15 protein-coding genes and 1 pseudogene are annotated in these 17670 nt (G+C 62.8%); 13 read left to right on the top strand and 3 right to left on the bottom strand.

Going from position 1 to position 17670, the window contains the following annotated elements:
* The first annotated feature begins 205 nt into the window (after positions 1–205).
* Together dnaE and ACMHLQ_RS06675 are read left to right on the top strand one after the other, a co-directional pair.
* Positions 206–3706 (top strand): DNA polymerase III subunit alpha, encoded by a 3501-nt coding sequence (gene dnaE / locus ACMHLQ_RS06680; protein ID WP_415404010.1) that lies wholly within the window; start codon positions 206–208, stop codon positions 3704–3706.
* A 73-nt stretch (positions 3707–3779) separates the two neighbouring features.
* A complete protein-coding gene (locus tag ACMHLQ_RS06675; protein ID WP_415404009.1) occupies positions 3780–4853 on the top strand; it encodes a hypothetical protein in 1074 nt (357 codons plus the stop codon).
* Positions 4854–5105: 252 nt separating this feature from the next.
* Here the strand turns inward: ACMHLQ_RS06675 and ACMHLQ_RS06670 are convergent, their stop codons facing one another.
* Complete coding sequence (locus ACMHLQ_RS06670) at positions 5106–5321, bottom strand: SlyX family protein (protein ID WP_415404008.1); 216 nt, start codon at positions 5319–5321, stop codon at positions 5106–5108.
* A gap of 94 nt (positions 5322–5415) precedes the next feature.
* Here ACMHLQ_RS06670 and hisS point away from each other — a divergent pair, with 94 nt between their 5' ends.
* The 4 genes from hisS to ACMHLQ_RS06650 all read left to right on the top strand — a co-directional run bounded on the left by hisS (position 5416) and on the right by ACMHLQ_RS06650 (position 9222).
* Complete coding sequence (hisS, locus tag ACMHLQ_RS06665) at positions 5416–6891, top strand: histidine--tRNA ligase (RefSeq protein ID WP_415404007.1); 1476 nt, start codon at positions 5416–5418, stop codon at positions 6889–6891.
* The gene (locus ACMHLQ_RS06660) at positions 6888–7958 is read left to right on the top strand and encodes an ATP phosphoribosyltransferase regulatory subunit (protein WP_415404006.1); all 1071 of its coding nucleotides are present in this window, start codon (positions 6888–6890) and stop codon (positions 7956–7958) included. Before hisS ends, ACMHLQ_RS06660 begins: the two co-directional genes overlap by 4 nt.
* Positions 7955–8644, top strand: coding sequence for an ATP phosphoribosyltransferase (gene hisG / locus ACMHLQ_RS06655; RefSeq protein WP_415404005.1), 690 nt, complete (start codon positions 7955–7957; stop codon positions 8642–8644). The genes ACMHLQ_RS06660 and hisG overlap by 4 nt, the downstream gene beginning before the upstream one ends.
* A gap of 212 nt (positions 8645–8856) precedes the next feature.
* Entirely contained in the window at positions 8857–9222 is a 366-nt protein-coding gene (locus ACMHLQ_RS06650; protein WP_415404004.1) for an ester cyclase, read from the top strand.
* A 10-nt stretch (positions 9223–9232) separates the two neighbouring features.
* On the opposite strand, the gene ACMHLQ_RS06645 is transcribed toward ACMHLQ_RS06650, so the two are convergent.
* Positions 9233–9664, bottom strand: coding sequence for a DUF1489 family protein (locus tag ACMHLQ_RS06645; protein ID WP_415404003.1), 432 nt, complete (start codon positions 9662–9664; stop codon positions 9233–9235).
* A gap of 194 nt (positions 9665–9858) precedes the next feature.
* On the opposite strand from ACMHLQ_RS06645, the gene ACMHLQ_RS06640 reads away from it, so the two are divergent.
* From ACMHLQ_RS06640 to ACMHLQ_RS06620, 5 genes are all read left to right on the top strand, one after another.
* Positions 9859–12147: an adenosylcobalamin-dependent ribonucleoside-diphosphate reductase gene (locus ACMHLQ_RS06640; RefSeq protein ID WP_415404002.1), complete on the top strand. Its 2289-nt coding sequence runs from the start codon at positions 9859–9861 to the stop codon at positions 12145–12147.
* 452 nt (positions 12148–12599) lie between these two features.
* A complete protein-coding gene (locus ACMHLQ_RS06635; RefSeq protein WP_415404001.1) occupies positions 12600–13100 on the top strand; it encodes a YbjN domain-containing protein in 501 nt (166 codons plus the stop codon).
* Positions 13101–13130: 30 nt separating this feature from the next.
* Positions 13131–13943 (top strand): pyrroline-5-carboxylate reductase, encoded by an 813-nt coding sequence (gene proC / locus ACMHLQ_RS06630; RefSeq protein ID WP_415404000.1) that lies wholly within the window; start codon positions 13131–13133, stop codon positions 13941–13943.
* Entirely contained in the window at positions 13936–14304 is a 369-nt protein-coding gene (locus ACMHLQ_RS06625) for a tRNA-binding protein (protein ID WP_415403999.1), read from the top strand. Before proC ends, ACMHLQ_RS06625 begins: the two co-directional genes overlap by 8 nt.
* Positions 14246–15226 (top strand): 2-hydroxyacid dehydrogenase, encoded by a 981-nt coding sequence (locus tag ACMHLQ_RS06620; protein WP_415403998.1) that lies wholly within the window; start codon positions 14246–14248, stop codon positions 15224–15226. Before ACMHLQ_RS06625 ends, ACMHLQ_RS06620 begins: the two co-directional genes overlap by 59 nt.
* A 101-nt stretch (positions 15227–15327) precedes the next feature.
* Here ACMHLQ_RS06620 and ACMHLQ_RS06615 read toward each other — a convergent pair whose 3' ends face one another.
* Positions 15328–15909: a thymidine kinase gene (locus ACMHLQ_RS06615; RefSeq protein WP_415403997.1), complete on the bottom strand. Its 582-nt coding sequence runs from the start codon at positions 15907–15909 to the stop codon at positions 15328–15330.
* 453 nt (positions 15910–16362) lie between these two features.
* On the opposite strand from ACMHLQ_RS06615, the gene ACMHLQ_RS06610 reads away from it, so the two are divergent.
* The gene (locus ACMHLQ_RS06610) at positions 16363–16821 is read left to right on the top strand and encodes a hypothetical protein (protein WP_415403996.1); all 459 of its coding nucleotides are present in this window, start codon (positions 16363–16365) and stop codon (positions 16819–16821) included.
* Positions 16814–17544: pseudogene (gene arsH / locus ACMHLQ_RS06605) on the top strand (arsenical resistance protein ArsH). Before ACMHLQ_RS06610 ends, arsH begins: the two are co-directional and overlap by 8 nt.
* Positions 17545–17670 lie beyond the last annotated feature (126 nt).

Genomic DNA, 17670 nt, shown 5'->3' with positions numbered 1-17670 from the left:
GACCTGCCGCGGTACCAGAGCCCTTTTTGTGCGGTGCCCCCTCGATGCGGCGTAGAGGGGGCCCTGGGCGGATCAGCGGATAGGCTATGCGGGGTCGCGTGCTGTTGGCAAGGGCGATCGGTCTCTGCGCATATGTGCCGATTTTGTGTGCATAACTTTGCGGCACCACTGGATATGGGGGCAGGCTGGCCCTAGTCTGACTGCCATGACCGACGCCCCCCGATTCATTCACCTGCGCACCCACTCCGAATATTCGCTGCTGGAAGGGGCCATGCGCCTGAAAAAGCTGCCCGATCTGGTGCGCGGGGCAGGCATGCCCGCGATTGCGCTGACGGACACCAACAACATGTTTGCCGCGCTCGAGTTTTCCGTGGGCATGGCGGGCGCGGGGCTGCAGCCCATTATCGGCTGCCAGGTCGATCTGCAATACATCACGCCCCGACCCGGTGAGCGGCCCCGCGATCCGGCGCCTGTGGTGCTGCTGGCCCAGTCCGAGGCGGGCTATGAGAACCTAATGAAGCTGAACTCGTGCCTTTACCTGCGCGAGGGGTCGGAACTGCCCCATGTGACGGTGGCCGAACTGGCGGGGCATTCGAGCGATCTGATCTGCCTGACGGGCGGGCCCGACGGGCCTGTGGGCATGTTGTTGCAAGCCTCCCAACGGCCTGCCGCCGAGGCGCTGATGGGGCAGTTGGCCGAGATGTTCGGCGATCGCCTTTATGTCGAGTTGCAGCGCCACCCCGGCGAAGGCGGCCAGCCTGAAGCCGAGCGGCTGACCGAGCGTGGTCTTGTCGAGATGGCCTATGCGATGGATCTCCCCTTGGTGGCAACCAACGATGTCTACTTTCCCAAGCCGGAGATGTACGAGAGCCACGATGCGCTGATCTGCATCGCCGACGGTGCCTATGTCGACCAGCAGGAGCCGCGGCGCCGTCTGACCGCCCAGCACTACTTCAAATCGCAGGCCGAGATGGTGACCCTGTTCGCCGACCTGCCCGAGGCGATTGAAAACACGGTAGAAATCGCGCGGCGCTGCGCCTTCATGGCCTATCGGCGTGACCCGATCCTGCCAAAATTTGCCGACGATGAGGTAGAGGAGTTGCGCCGCCAGGCCAATGAGGGTCTGGTCGAGCGCCTCAAGGTGATCCCCCACGCGGCAAGTGTCGAGGAGTACCAGAAACGCCTCGATTTCGAACTGGATATCATCGAGGGCATGGGCTTTCCCGGCTATTTCCTCATCGTTGCCGATTTCATCAAATGGGCCAAGGATGAGGGCATTCCCGTGGGCCCCGGTCGGGGCTCCGGTGCGGGTTCGCTGGTGGCCTATGCGCTGACGGTGACCGACCTTGACCCGCTGCGCTATGCCCTGCTGTTCGAGCGGTTTTTGAACCCGGAACGGGTGTCGATGCCGGACTTCGACATCGACTTTTGCATGGACCGGCGCGAGGAAGTGATCCGCTATGTGCAGCAGAAATACGGGCGCGACAAGGTGGGGCAGATCATCACCTTTGGCGCACTTTTGTCCAAGGCGGCCGTGCGTGACATCGGGCGCGTTTTGCAGATGCCTTACGGGCAGGTGGACCGGCTGTCCAAGCTGATCCCGGTGGAGGGGGTCAAGCCCGTGTCCATCGAAAAAGCGCTGGCAGACGAGCCGCGCCTGCGCGAAGAGGCGCGCAACGAAGAGGTGGTCGCGCGCCTGCTGGAATACGGCCAGCAGGTCGAGGGGCTGCTCAGGAATGCCTCGACCCACGCCGCCGGTGTGGTGATCGGTGACCGACCGCTGGACGCGCTGGTGCCGCTCTATCAAGACCCGCGTTCGGACATGCCTGCCACGCAGTTCAACATGAAATGGGTGGAGCAGGCGGGGCTGGTCAAGTTCGACTTTCTGGGCCTGAAAACCCTGACAGTGATCCAGAACGCTGTGGATCAGATCTTGGGTACGGGTCGCCCCTTGCATATCGCCGCCGATGGCACCGAGTTGTACCAGCCCGCCGAAGGTATGGAGAACGACATCGGGGGCATCCCGCTGGATGACGAGCCGTCCTACAAGCTTTATGCGGCGGGCAAGACGGTGGCGGTGTTCCAGGTGGAAAGCTCGGGCATGATCGACGCCCTCAAGCGGATGAAGCCGGACTGTATCGAGGACATCATCGCCCTTGTGGCGCTCTACCGTCCGGGCCCGATGGAGAACATTCCCAAGTTCTGCGAGGTCAAGAACGGGCTGAGCGAGCGCGAGCAGTTGCACCCGACCATCGACCATATCCTGGACGAAACCCAAGGCATCATCGTCTACCAGGAGCAGGTGATGCAGATCGCGCAGGAGATGGCGGGCTATAGCCTTGGCGGCGCCGACCTGTTGCGCCGCGCGATGGGTAAAAAGATTCAGGAGGCGATGGATGCCGAGCGACCGAAGTTCCTAAAAGGGTCGGCTGAGAATGGCGTGGACAAGGAGAAGGCGACCGAGGTCTGGAACCTGCTGGACAAGTTCGCCAACTACGGCTTCAACAAATCCCACGCCGCCGCCTATGCCGTCGTCAGCTACCAGACGGCCTGGCTGAAGGCGAACCATCCGGTGGAGTTCATGGCCGGGGTCATGAACTGCGATATTCATCTCACGGACAAGCTGGGCGTCTATTTCGAGGAAGTGCGCAAGGCGCTGGACCTGCCGTGGGTGCCGCCCTGCGTGAACCGGTCGGATGCGACGTTCAAAGTTGTGGATCAAGCGCTCGTCTATGCGCTGGGCGCGCTCAAGAATGTCGGCGTGGAGGCGATGCGGCTGGTCGTCGAGGGGCGGGGCGACAAACCCTTTTCCACGCTGTTCGACTTTGCCCGCCGGGTTGACCTGAAACGGGTGGGTAAACGCCCGTTGGAGATGCTTGCGCGGGCCGGGGCCTTTGATCAGCTTGATCCCAACCGCCGCCGTGTGTTTGACGCGCTGGACGCGCTGTCGGCCTATTCGGCGGCGATTTTCGATCAGAAGGCCAGCAATCAGGTGTCTCTGTTCGGCGAGGCGGGCGATGACCTGCCCGAGCCGCGCATGATGCCCGTCGATGACTGGCTGCCCGCCGAGCGGTTGGGCGAAGAGCACAAGGCCGTCGGCTTCTACCTCTCTGGCCACCCGCTGGATGACTATATGGGGCCGTTGAAACGCAAGGGCGTGATCACGCTGGACGAGGTCACAGCCAAGGCCGAGGGCCAACCGCTTGTCGCGAAACTGGCAGGCGTCGTGTCGGGCCTGCAAATCCGCAAATCCGCTCGCGGCAACCGGTTTGCATTTTGCCAGATGTCAGACACGAGTGGCGCTTACGAGGTCACGCTGTTCTCGGAAAGCCTTGAAAAGGCGCAAGATACGCTGGAAGTCGGCGCCAAGGTCATCGTGACGGTCGAGGCGACGATGGAGTCCGAACAGTTGAAACTGCTCGGCCGGTCAGTTGCGCCCATCGACACAGTCGTGGCGGATGTGGGTGGCATGGGGCTGCGCATCTTTGTCGAGGCCCCAAGCGCGCTGGCCTCGGTCGCGAGTGTTCTTGAGGGCGCGGTTCAGGCGGCCAAGGGGGCCGGGCGCGGGCCGATCACCGTGTGCCTGATGGATGACAGCCTGCCCGGCGAGGTCGAGATGGATTTGGGTGCGGAATTCCCCGTGACCCCGCAGATCAAGGGCGCGATCAAGTCGCTGTCGGGTGTCGTCGAAGTGCAGGAGATGTAGGCGTGCCCATGCCGGTTGGCTGGACGCGCGGGCGTGTACGGGCTAGGTCTGTGCGCGGGAGGATGTTTTCAATATGACACGGGCTTGGGCCACAGCATTGGCGCTGGTTGGGATGCTTGCGGGCTGCGGCGATCCCTTGGGTGATGTTGAACGGGTGTCCGAAGGCGCGGTTTTGCCCGATGCAGCGACCAGTGCGGCCTTGCCAAGCGAAGAAGAACTGGCGCGTCAGGATAGCATCCTGTCCGGCCTGTTTCGTAGACGAGACGCGACCGAGGATGCGGTTGATCCCCTCATTGCGCCGACAGACCTTGCAACCGTAGAAGCCACAGCCGCGCAACAGGATTTGGATGCCGTCGAAACTGGCGATGCGTCTGTATCCCCGGCTGTCGACACCGCCTCGGTCGAAACAGTGCCAGCAGAGGCACCCGCGCGCGGTGGCCTGGTCGGATGGCTGCGTCGCGCAGCGGCGTCGGAAAAGCTGGAAACCGAACCGGTTGCCACACCTGCGTCTTTGCCCGCAGACGGCGCAGCAGATGATCAAGTGACGTCACTAGATCCGCAAGGCACAGGCGTCGAAGACCCGACGCCATTGGTTGAACCCACCAAGCGCCGCGGCATTTTTGGTACCAACCGCACCGCACCGCGCAACGGGCCGGATGCGCGCGATGTCGCTGTAGGCACCATCCTGCCCTTTGGCGAAATCGCGCGGGTCTGCGATGCGAACCCGCGGGTGTTGGCCACGCTGGTCGAACGGGCAGCTCGCAAGGGGACGGGATACAACTTGTACGATTCAGCCCCTGACAGCGCCGCGCCGCGCACGTTTTACGTCACCGGGTTCAGCGACAAGTGCCCACGCCAATTCACCGCATCACTCGCGCTGTTCGGTACCCCTGAGTTTCACGAGCAGTTGCGTTATGGACTGCCCGCAACGGAATACCCCTATTCCACCACCGACAAGGCCTACGAAAAGGTGAAGACCAAGGTCTGCAACGTTGGGCGAAACAAGCCTTGCGGCTCGCGGATTTCACGGCTGGAAAAGACGACCGCCTTTGTCAGTGTTTACGAGAATTTTGGTGAGAACGCGCGCTGGGCGGATCTTTTGTTGCACGACGGGGCTGTATTGGCGGCGGCATTGAAAACTCCCTGACCGATTGGTCTGCTTGCGATGGCAGGAGCCTCCGGCGGGGATTTTTCCGAACAGAGAAGTCGGACCGGTTTACCCGGCATTAAGGTTAATGCGCTTGAGTGAGGTTGCGCCGGGAGCAGGGATGCGAACCGGCGTGAACGGAGAAGGCTCTTGGTCCTGCGCGGGTCAAGAGCCGGACCTCCCCATCTTCTCTGTTCGGAAAAAATCCCCGCCGGAGGCTCCCAAATGTACAGCCGGGCAAGGGTTCTGAAATCAGTAGTGCGGTGGCCGTTCGTCCCCCACGACCACAACTCCACCGCCCTGGCTTTCGCGTTCGGCCTCACGCTCCATCAACATCTGGGCACGGCGGGTCAGCAGGGCCAACTCGCGTTCCTGGCGCGCGACGATATCGGACAGGTCCTCGACCGTGCGGGTCAGATGCGCGACTTGTTCTTCCAGGGTTTCGATCCGGGTGTTCATAACGTCCATGTGGGGCAAATGAGCACGCAGTGCAAGGCAGCCGCACCTTGCCCCCTTACCCAGCCTGCGATATTGCGCCCGCGACCCCAACCGGAGTGGCACCATGGCCAAGCCCAAGAAGACCCCCCGCCCCAAGGCCCAGACGCCCAAGGGCTTTGCCGACTACTTCGGCAAGGATGTGACCGAACGCACAGCAATGCTGCAACAGATTGCAGGGGTCTATCATCGCTACGGGTTTGATCCGCTGGAAAGCAGCGCGGTCGAGACGGTCGAGGCTCTGGGCAAGTTCCTGCCGGACGTGGACCGCCCGAACGAGGGTGTGTTTGCCTGGCAGGAGGAAGACGGCGACTGGCTGGCGCTGCGCTATGACATGACGGCGCCCTTGGCCCGCGTCTACGCACAGCACCGCAACGACCTGCCGAACCCCTATCGCCGTTACACGATGGGGCCCGTCTGGCGCAATGAAAAGCCTGGACCGGGCCGGTTTCGCCAATTCTATCAGTGCGATGCCGATACGGTTGGCACGGCCTCCATGGCTGCGGATGCCGAAATTTGTGCGATGCTGTCCGACACGCTCGAGGCCGTCGGCATCCCGCGCGGCGACTATGTGATCCGCATCAACAACCGCAAGGTTCTGAACGGGGTGATGGAGGTTGCGGGCCTTGCCGGTGACGACAAGGAGGCCGAACGCGGCATCGTGCTGCGCGCCATCGACAAGCTGGATCGGCTTGGGCCGGAGGGCGTGCGCGCGCTGCTTGGCGAAGGGCGCAAGGACGAAAGTGGTGACTTTACCAAGGGGGCCGGTCTGGGCGACGCTCAGGCTGATGTCGTCATGGGTTTTATGGAAGCCAAGCGGGACACCGGCGGTGCCACCGTAGCGCGTTTGCGGGACCTGGTTGACGGCTCGGACATCGGGACTAAGGGCGTCGACGAATTGGAAGAGATTGCGGCGTTGCTGAGTGCCAGTGGCTACGGCCCGGACCGGATCGAGATTGACCCGTCCGTTGTCCGAGGCCTCGGCTACTATACCGGTCCGGTCTACGAGGCTGAACTGACCTTTGACGTCCAGAACGACAAGGGTCAGACGGTGCAGTTTGGCTCGGTTGCCGGGGGCGGGCGCTATGACGATCTCGTCAAGCGCTTTACCGGGCAGGAAGTGCCGGCAACGGGTGTCTCTATCGGTGTGGACCGACTGCTGGCCGCCTTATGCGCCACGGGGCGCACGGGCGATGAACCGGATGGCCCCGTTGTTGTCACCGTCATGGATCGGGACCGCATGGCCGACTATCAGGCCATGGTCGCCGAACTGCGCGAGGCCGGTATCCGGGCCGAGGTGTATCTGGGCAATCCAAAGAATTTCGGCAACCAATTGAAATACGCCGACAAGCGCGGCAGCCCGGTCGCCATCATCGAAGGTGGGGACGAAAAAGAGCGCGGCGTGGTGCAGATCAAGGACCTCGTTCTGGGGGCCAAGATCGCGGAAACAGCCACCCACGAAGAGTGGAAAGACCGCCCCAGCCAGTTCGAAGTGCCTCGCGATCAGATGCTCGCCAAGGTGCTGGAGATATTGGGAAAATGACCGATACACGCACCCGGGCGCTGGCCTTGCGCGACCGGTTTGCCGCTGCGGGTGCGCGGGTGGTGGAACCCCCGATCCTGCAATCGGCCGAGCTGTTGCTGGACCTGTACGGCGAGGACATTCGCGGGCGCGCCTATGTGACCCATGACGCCATGCTGGGCGAACAGATGCTGCGCCCCGATTTCACCGTGCCGGTGGTGCAGATGCACATGGCCGATGGGGCAGAGCCTGCGCGTTACACCTATGCGGGCGAGGTGTTTCGCCGTCAGGACGACAATCCGGATCGCGCCAACGAGTATATTCAGGTCGGCTATGAAGTCTTTGACCGCGCCGACCCCGCCGGGGCGGATGCCGAGGTGTTTTCCCTGATATCCCAGGCGGTTGCACCACTGCATCTGCGCGCTGCGACGGGTGACATTGGCGTTTTGATGGCCGCTGTCGAGGGGTTGCGCACAAGTGAGGCGCGCAAGGCCGCCCTGCGCCGTCACATCTGGCGCCCGCGCCGGTTTCGCGCCTTGCTCGACCGGTTTGCCGGGCGCACACCCGTGCCCGAAAGCCGTGCCGCTTTGCTGACGTCTGTACCACCGCAGGACGTGCCGCTGACCGGGTTGCGCACGCGGGTCGAGATCGAGGCGCGCATCGCGGCCCTGCGCGCTGATGCACAGGAACCCCCGATCAGCGGGGCAGAGATGGACGGGCTCGACGCGCTGCTGGCGGTACGCGAGACATTGCCTTTTGCACTGCAACAGCTCCGCGATCTGTCAGTTGATCTGCCAGCCATCAAATCGGCCGTTGCACGTGTTGGCGCGCGGGCCGAGGCCCTCGCAGCGCGCGATGTGGATGTCGACGCACTCGAATTCGAGGCGAGCTATGGGCGCACCTCGATGGAGTATTACGACGGCTTTGTCTTTGGATTCTATGCAGAATCCCGCCCCGACCTGCCGCCCGTCGCGACTGGCGGGCGCTATGATGCGTTGACCCGGCGTCTGGGCGCGGGTGCGGAAATCCCGGCGGTCGGGGCGGTCCTGCGCCCCGGCCTGATGGCCGAACTGGAGGCCGCGACATGAGCATCAAGCTGGGTGTGCCGTCCAAGGGGCGGCTGATGGAAAAGACATTCGACTGGTTCGCCAAACGGGGCGTGACATTGCTGCGCACGGGGTCGGATCGTGAATATGCGGGCGCCGTCGAAGGTATCGAAGGCGTGTCGCTGGTGCTGCTGTCGGCGGGGGAAATCCCGCGCGAACTGGCCGCCGGACGCATCCATTTGGGCGTGACGGGCACGGACCTTGTGCAGGACAAGCTGCCGTTGTGGGAACAACAGGTGGAGCCGGTCGAGGAGATGGGCTTTGGCCACGCGGATCTGGTGCTGGCCGTGCCTGCGGGCTGGGTCGATGTGGACTTGACCGATGATCTGGAGGCGGCTGCGGCGGCGTTCCGGGCGCGCCATGGCTTCCGGCTGCGGATTGCAACGAAATATCATAGGTTGGTGCGTGAGTTCCTGCGCGAGGCGGGCGTTGCGGACTATGCCTTGGTGGACAGCCAGGGCGCGACCGAGGGCACTGTGGCCAACGAGACGGCGGAGGCGATTGCCGACATCACGTCAAGCGGTGAGACCCTGCGCGCCAACCATCTCAAGGTGCTGTCGGACGGACTGATCCTGGCCTCTCAGGCGACGCTGTGGCGCAGCCGGGCGGCTGCGCTGGATGACGATGATCGGGTGGTGTTGCGCGCGCTTTTGGCCCAGCTGGGATAGGTGAATCTGGTCCCGCACGCCTTGTCGGCGCCGTACGGAATGGGACCACCAAGGTGACGCGCTGCACGCTCTCCAGGCGCTACCGTATGTAAATTGTGTCAACGCCCTTGCATTCACGGTTTTGCCATGGACAGCGCAGGGCGGATACCGCACCGTCTCCGTGCATTTTAAACGGAGAAATTTTCATGCGAGCATCTGATACGCTTGTCAAAATGGCTTTGGACTACACCGAGGCGTGGAATTCGAAATCGCCGGAGGCCGTGGCGTCGTTTTTTGCCGAGGACGGCGAGATTGTGATCAACCGTGGCGAACCGTGGTCCGGCCGGGCAAAGGTGGCCGAGATGGCGGCCGGGTTCCATGCGGATGTGCCGGACTTGTCGCTGCGCTGCGATCACGTTCGCGGTGCGGGGGATCATGCCATCTATGTCTGGACGTTTACCGGCCATGATGCGGGCACGGGCCGTCGGCTCGAGGTCAAGGGCTGGGAAGAGTGGGATCTCAACGCCGATGGCAAGGTTCAGGCGTCTCGCGGGTGGTTCGATGTCGAGGAATATGCGCGCCAGGTGGAAGGCCGCTGAGCAGGTTGCGTCACAGCACGCCGATTTCCGCAAGCGCGCGGTTGAGCTCGACCGGGAGCGGTTCCTCGCGCTCGCGCCCTTTGGGCAGGTCGGGCGGTGCGTCTTCGGGTTTTAGGTAGCGCCAACCCTGGAAGGGGCGCTTGAGTGCGCCCTGCACCCGGATCAGATCGGGGTCGGACACGATGGCGCAGCGGCGGATGCCGTCGTCGCCGATGTACTCGTCGAGACGCAGGATGCGTTGGCGGCAGGTCAGCACGCCCTTGATCACCCAATAGATGGAACCGCCGTTAAGGATTTCAGCCTCGCGTTTGGGCCACATGCGGGTGACGTGCCGGGGCAGGCCATCCGGTGTCTGGGCACGTTTGGTCGATTGCCATGCGACGATGTCGTCATAGGTTTCGCTGCCTACCGAGAGTTTGATCAGGTTGATGTAGTTATCCACAGACTCACCCTTTGCCACTACCAAATATTGTAGCTTAAATCCGCAGGAGGGCAACCTGTTGTGGTTGTGCATCCCCTACATCTGGTGGTGGGTGTTATTAGTTCATCTATCTGTTGTGGTTTGCGTCAGAAATGGTACCTTGGTTGCCTGCCAAGGGACCCGACAGAATCGGGGCCCGCCGAGGGGATGCTTTGATGACACGCTTTGCCGCGCCGATTGCCGAACAGATCTGGGACATGAAGTACCGCTTCAAGGAAGCGGACGGGACGCCCATTGACGTCACTGTCGAGGACAGTTGGCGCCGGATTGCGCGCGATCTGGCGCAGGTCGAAGACGACCCGAGCGCTTGGGAAGACACGTTTTACGCGGCCCTCGAGGATTTCAAATTCCTACCTGCGGGCCGCATCACGGCCGGTGCGGGTACGGCGCGGTCGGTCACGCTGTTCAACTGCTTTGTCATGGGCACGATCCCCGACAGCATGGGCGGCATTTTCGAGATGCTGAAAGAGGCCGCGCTGACCATGCAGCAGGGCGGCGGGATCGGCTATGATTTCTCGACCATCCGGCCCAAGGGCGCAGGGGTGAAGGGTGTGGCGGCCGATGCCTCCGGGCCGCTTAGCTTTATGGACGTGTGGGACGCGATGTGCCGCACGATCATGTCCGCAGGTTCGCGGCGGGGCGCGATGATGGCGACGATGCGCTGCGATCATCCGGATATCGAGGATTTCATCACCGCCAAGTCGGACGCGGCACGCTTGCGGATGTTCAACGTGTCCGTCCTGATCACCGACGCGTTCATGGAAGCGGTCAAGGCGGACGGCCCGTGGGAACTGGTTTTTGACGGGCATGTCTACAAGACCGTGCAAGCCCGCGCGTTGTGGGACGGCATCATGAAGTCGACCTATGACTATGCCGAACCGGGGGTGATTTTCATCGACCGGATCAATGCGGCCAACAACCTGAATTACTGCGAGACGATTGCCGCGACCAACCCCTGTGGCGAGCAACCCCTGCCGCCTTACGGCGCCTGTCTGCTGGGCTCGATCAACCTCGCGCGGCTGGTGACCTCCCCGTTTGAAGAGGCGGCGGAACTGGATGGCGACGCGCTGGCGGAGCTGGTCGCGACGGCTGTGCGCATGATGGACAACGTGGTGGATGCGTCGAAGTTTCCGCTGGAGGCGCAGGCGCGCGAGGCGGCGGCCAAGCGGCGCATTGGCCTCGGGGTCACGGGGCTGGCGGATGCGCTGTTGATGCTGGGCCTGCGCTATGGCTCGGACGAAGCGGCGCGTCAGACGGAGCACTGGTTGAAAGCGATTGCCCGCGCCGCGTACCTGGCGTCGGTGCAATTGGCACGCGAAAAGGGCGCATTTCCGCTCTTTGATGCGGAGGCTTTTCTGCAGTCAGGCACGATGCAGGCCATGGATGCAGACGTGCGCGACGCCATTGCCGAACACGGCATCCGCAACGCTTTGCTGACCTCGATCGCACCGACCGGGACGATTTCGCTATATGCCGGGAACGTGTCGAGCGGCATCGAGCCTGTGTTCGCCTACGCCTATACCCGCAAGGTGCTGCAAAAGGACGGCTCGCGCACTGAGGAAGAGGTGGTGGATTATGCCGTGCAGATGTGGCGCGATCTCAAGGGCGATGCGGAACTGCCCGACTACTTCGTGAACGCCCAGACGCTGGCCCCGCTGGATCACGTCAAGATGCAGGCGGCGGCACAGAAGTGGGTGGATTCGTCCATTTCCAAGACCATCAACTGCCCCGAAGATATCAGCTTTGATGACTTCAAGGACGTGTACATGGAGGCGTGGGACACAGGCTGTAAAGGCTGCACGACCTATCGGCCTAATGCCGTGACCGGGTCGGTGCTGACCGTGGCCGAGGACAAGCCCGCTGAAGCGCCCGTGATGGCGGACGGTGACGATGAACCGATGCAGCCCCATGGCGACGTGATCTATATGGCCGAGCCGCTGGATCGCCCCTCGGCCCTAGATGGCAACACCTACAAGGTGAAGTGGCCTGACAGTGAACATGCGCTTTACATCACTATCAATGATCTGGTGATCGGCGGGCATCGCCGCCCGTTCGAGGTGTTTATCAACTCCAAGAACATGGAGCATTTCGCCTGGACCGTGGCGCTGACGCGCATGATCTCGGCCGTGTTCCGGCGCGGGGGTGATGTGTCTTTCGTGGTGGAAGAGTTGAAGGCGGTGTTTGACCCGCGTGGCGGTGCCTGGATGGGGGGCAAATACATCCCCTCGATCCTTGCGGCCATCGGCGGCGTGATTGAACAGCACATGGTGGCCATCGGGTTCATCGAGGGCGAGGGGATGGGGCTCAAGACCGATCCGCAGGCCGAGGTCGTGGGCATGGATACTCCGCGCGGCAAGGCCTGTTCGTCCTGTGGCAGCTACGAGATGCGGATGATCGAGGGCTGCATGACCTGCGCGTCCTGTGGATTTTCGAAATGCGGATAGGGTAGGGCGCGTGTTCGCCTGACGACGCTTACGCAGAACTGACGCGACGGGCATCTAGATTTCTGGATGCCCGTTTGAGTCTGCGCCTGTATTGCCGCCCTTGATGTACTCGCCGGGATACTCCCGCAATGTCCCGTCGGGGCACGAAACGCGCCCATTCAGCATGGGCACCGATGGTGCAGTGGACGCTTGACAGGGGCGGGCAAAGAACGCCGGTTGGTCAGTCATTCAACGCCGCAGACCATCCATACCGATCTGCCTGCATTTTGCGTCTACAGCGATCTTGTCCCCAACTTATTGAGGTTATCCCCAAATAAAGGGTTGCCAGACGAGGTATGCCCCGTCACCATATATTGTAGAAGCACGGGGGTTAGCCCCGGTTTCTAGAGCAGGCACCTAGCGCTTGGGGCGCTGCCAGCCCCTTTCGCTACAAGCGAATAAGAGGTGGCACCATGGCACTTTCCGAGCAGTACCTGGAAGAAGACATTCATCCCATTGATATCGTTGAGCATCTGGCCGAACACCACGAATGGGACTTCGACCGCATCGCTGATGATCAGATCGCAATGGCGGTCGAAGGCCAGTGGCGGACCTACTCGCTGACCCTCGCATGGTCCGGCTATGACGAGACCTTGCGCATGGTCTGCACCTTCGAGATGGAGCCCCCCGAAGAGAAACTGCCCCAGCTCTATGAGCTTTTGAACCACGTCAACGATCAGTGCTGGGCCGGGTCCTTCACCTATTGGGAAGAGCAAAAGCTGATGGTCTACCGCTATGGCCTCGTCCTCAGTGGCGGGCAGATGGCGTCGCCGGACCAGATCGACACGATGATCGGTGCGGCGGTGATGAGCGCCGAGCGGTACTACCCCGCGCTGCAACTTCTGGTCTGGGGGGATCGCACGCCGAAAGAAGCGTTGCAGGTCGCCATTGCAGAGGCCTATGGCCGCGCGTAACCTCGCCCCTTGAGAGATCAGGGGGACACTATGAAAGACACACGGATCGCAGCCCGGGGCCTCGTGCTTTTGGGTTGTGGTAAAATGGGCAGCGCCATGTTGGCCGGCTGGTTGCAACGTGGGTTGCCCGCAAGCGCGGTCTGGGTTCTGGACCCGCATCCGTCGCCCTGGGTTCAAGGCACGGGCGTACATGTGAATGCGGACTTGCCTGCCTCACCCGCCATCGTTCTGATTGCCGTAAAGCCACAGATGATGGGCGCGGCATTGCCTAGCCTTGCAGCACTTGGGGGCGGCGATACGGTGTTTGTCTCCGTTGCGGCGGGCACCCCCATTTCCGCGTTCGAGGACGCGTTTGGCGCGAATAGCCCCGTCATCCGCGCCATGCCCAACACCCCTGCGGCCATCGGGCGGGGGATCACCGCCATCTGCGCCAACGCTGCAGGGCAGGCGGCCTTGGCCGAGGCAGAGGATTTGCTGTCAGCGGTCGGTGATGTCGTCCGCTTGGAAAGCGAGGCGCAGATGGATGCGGTGACTGGCGTCAGTGGCTCTGGCCCGGCATATGTGTTCCACCTGATCGAGACTTTGGCAGCGGGCGGTTTAGCCCAAGGCCTGCCCGAGGCGCTGGCCCTGCAATTGGCCAAGGCCACGGTGGCAGGCGCCGGTGCGCTGGCCCTAGAGGCAGAGGACGACCCGGCCCAGCTGCGCGTCAACGTGACCAGCCCCAATGGCACGACACAGGCCGCGCTTGAGGTTTTGATGGACGAGGCCTCCGGTTTTCCCGCATTGCTGCCCCGTGCCGTCGCCGCGGCGACCCAACGATCAAAGGAGCTGTCCGGTGGCTGAGATCGAGTTTGATGATTTTCTGAAGGTCGACGTGCGCGTGGGCCGCGTGGTGCGGGCCGAACCCTTTCCCGAGGCGCGCAAACCCGCTATCAAGATGTGGGTCGATTTCGGCCCCGAGCTGGGGGAGAAGAAGACCTCGGCTCAGGTAACGGTGCATTATGATCCCGACAGTCTTGTCGGGCGTCAGGTCATGGCAGTGGTGAACTTTCCCCCGCGCCAGATCGGGCCGTTCATGTCCGAGGTGCTGGTGCTGGGTTTCCCGGATGCAGATGGCGCGATTGTGCTTGCGACCCCTGACAAGGATGTACCGGACGGGGGCGACTGCATTGACCCGTGTGTGGATAACCAGGCCGCTGCCTGATGTGGTGGTTGATGCGGCGCGTGCGATCTGTGACAAGGTTGTCGTGCGCCAGGAAACCCTGCCGCTCACCGATGCCGAGTTGCGCGCGGCGCTGCGCGACTATGATATCGTGCTGCCCACGCTGGGCGATCAGTTTTCGTCTGCCGTTTTTGCCGATGTGCCGACCCCGCGCTGCACGTTGCTTGCGAATTTCGGGGTGGGGTACAACCACATCGACGTTGCTGCCGCCAAAGGTGCGGGAATTGCCGTCACCAACACGCCCGGCGCCGTGACGGATGCGACGGCGGATATCGGTGTGATGCTGATGCTGATGTCGGCCCGCCGCGCCGCCGAAGGCGAACGCATGGTGCGCGCGGGCGCATGGCCTGGCTGGCACCCGACCCAGATGCTGGGCCTGCACATGAGCGGCAAGCATGTCGGCATCGTGGGCATGGGGCGTATCGGTCAGGCCATCGCGCAACGCTGCCATTTCGGTTTCGGGATGGAAGTGTCCTATTTCAACCGCTCAGCCAAGGACCTGGCCTTTCCGGCCACGCGCGCGCCTGATCTGCTCAGCCTCGCCAGCAAGGTCGATTTCCTCGTCGCCGCCGTCCCTGGGGGTGGAGAGACCAGACACCTGATCGGTGCAGATGTCCTGGCCGCGATGCAGCCGCACGCACATCTGGTCAATATCTCGCGCGGCGATGTGGTGGACGAGGCCGCGCTGATCAAAGCGCTCGAGGGGCGGCAGATCGGTGGGGCAGGGCTCGATGTCTACGAACACGAACCGCTGGTGCCTTCGGCGCTGAGTGCTCTGGACACCGTGACCTTGCTGCCACATCTGGGCACCGCCGCGCTTGAAGTGCGCACCGATATGGGCCTGATGGCTGTCGACAACATCCGCGCTTTTTGCGACGGCGCGGCTTTGCCCAACCCGGTGTGAGGTAAGGCGGATGGCGATCCGCCTATCTTGTCGGGGCTGCTCGGCGGTGTGGAGCATGCGGGACCGGTGGCTTGCCTCGTAAGGCGCAGGTGTCCTGCGCCCTAGCCAGCCTCCATCGCCGCGCGCCAGTGGCGGCGGCAGAGCGACACGTAAGTCTCGTTTCCGCCGATCTGGACTTGCGCCCCATCTGCCATGGCATGGCCGTCCGCATCCTGGCGGATCACCATCGTTGCCTTCTTGCCGCAATGGCAGATCGTGCGCACTTCGCGCATTTCGTCTGCAAGGGCCAAAAGGGCAGCAGAGCCGGGAAACAGCTTGCCCCGGAAATCGACGCGCAGCCCGTAGCACATGACCGGCAGATCCAGGTCATCCACGGCGCGGGCAAGGTCCCAGACCTGCGCCTCGGACAGAAACTGCGCTTCGTCCACGAACACGCAGGCGACTGGGCCTGCGGCTTTGCGTGCCGAGAGCTTGGCGAACAAATCGTCGGTCGGCTCGAATGTGTCCGCCTCGGCCCCGATGCCAATGCGAGAGGCGATACGCCCTGCACCCGCACGATGATCTAGGCGTGCAGTCAGCAAATAGGGCTCCATCCCCCGTTCGCGGTAGTTGTGCGCCGCCTGCAAGAGCACGGTCGACTTGCCCGCGTTCATGGTCGAAAAGTGAAAGTAGAGCTTGGCCATGGCGCGCTGAATACTGCGCACACCCGCGCTGGGCAAGGTATCGCTGCGGCACCTTTGCAGCGGAGGGGTATTGCGGGCGGGCCCGGTGATCCTGTGCGCTTCAATGGCGCATCTTTGGATCCCCGGACCGTTTCGGTACTGCAATACGAGGGCAGGCAGTTGAGCCCTGAGGCTCGCATTGGGGATGGTGCCTGCCCCTTTACTCGTGACCTCCGACGGATCCACCTCACTTGCTGCCGGTTGCCCGGCCCGCCGCTCCCCAAGCGGCGAAAGTGTCGAGGTGGACCCCACCCGGACCCGATGCTGGGGACATCGGGTACTCGTTACGTCCCGAAAACCGATGGGACGATTAACAAATGACATTTTGTTTCCAGACCATTAATGGGAAAAGGCGGTGCCGGTTCCCCTCACTTGGAGTTGAATCGGGCGTGTTCGAGTAAGAGGAAAAAGCGCATGGCCGGAATGGGCAGCTATTTGAAGAAGCATACAGAGGCTTTGGTAAAGGATGTCGGTATCGAGCCAGCATGTGCGTTGACGGGCAAGTCCAAGGCGACGCTGGGCCGGTACTATTCGGACAATGACGAGCATAGCGACCGGTTCATGCCGATTGACGCGGTTGTGGCGCTCGAGAAAGAGGCGCGCTACCCGCATGTGACAAGCGCGCTTGCCGAATTGCAGGGCATCACCCTCAGTCACGACGACCGTCGCCCGAACGCGGACCGGCCCGGTGGGGTCAACAGCGATGTGATCGCGCTGAGCCAGCGCTTTGCCATGTTGATGAGCGAGTACCAGCAGTCGATCGAAGACGGTGTGATCACCGTGAACGAGGCCAAGCGCCTGCTGCGCGAGACCAGCATGCTGCAACAGGTCCTGATCGACATGAAGCTGCACCTGGAAGAAGAAAGTGGCTAGACCGCTTCCGGATCCGAACGATCTGCCTGCCATTGTGCAGGCGGCCTTGCCCCGGATCGATGTTGATGCCTTGCGTGCCCCGGATGATCCGGGCCATCCCCCCGCATCCTGCTGCTTTACGGGTCGCTGCGCGAGGCGAGCTATTCCCGCCGCGCTGTCGAAGAGGCTGCGCGCATCCTCATTCACCTGGGCTGCGAGCCGCGCATTTACGATCCGCGCGGGTTGCCGCAGGTGGATGGTGACGAGGCCGAACACCCCAAGGTGGTCGAGTTGCGCGAGATGTCGGTCTGGGCCGAAGGCATGGTCTGGTCCAGCCCCGAGCGCCACGGCGCCATGACCGGCCTGATGAAAAGCCAGATTGACTGGCTGCCCCTGTCGCTGAAAGGCGGTATTCGCCCGACCCAGGGCAAGACCCTGGCCGTCATGCAGGTGTCGGGCGGCTCGCAAAGTTTCAACGCGGTCAACCAGATGCGTATTCTGGGCCGCTGGATGCGCATGGTGACCATCCCCAACCAGTCCAGCATCGCCAAGGCGTGGCTGGAATTTCAGGATGGTCGTTTGCCGGACGGTCCGTTCTACCGCCGGGTCGTGGATGTGATGGAAGAGTTGGTGAAGTTCACCTGGATGGTGCGGGGCCGCAACGCGTACCTCGTCGACCGGTATTCGGAGCGCTACGAGAGTGTGGATGCCGTGCACGAACGTGTGTCGAAAAAGGACGGCTAGCGCCGCCGCGCGGGTCTGTTTTTGCGCCATGCGCAAAAAGGCGCCCACCCGCCGGCCCACGGCGCGTTGCACCGCCCAAACGCTATTGACCCTGCGTCACGATGGGTTGCTTGGACCGCCTCTGCC

Source organism: Tateyamaria algicola (assembly GCF_047715485.1).
In the GTDB taxonomy this organism is placed as follows: domain Bacteria; phylum Pseudomonadota; class Alphaproteobacteria; order Rhodobacterales; family Rhodobacteraceae; genus Tateyamaria.
Note: the sequence above shows the minus strand (reverse complement) of the source record. Positions and strands in the feature narration are given on the sequence as shown.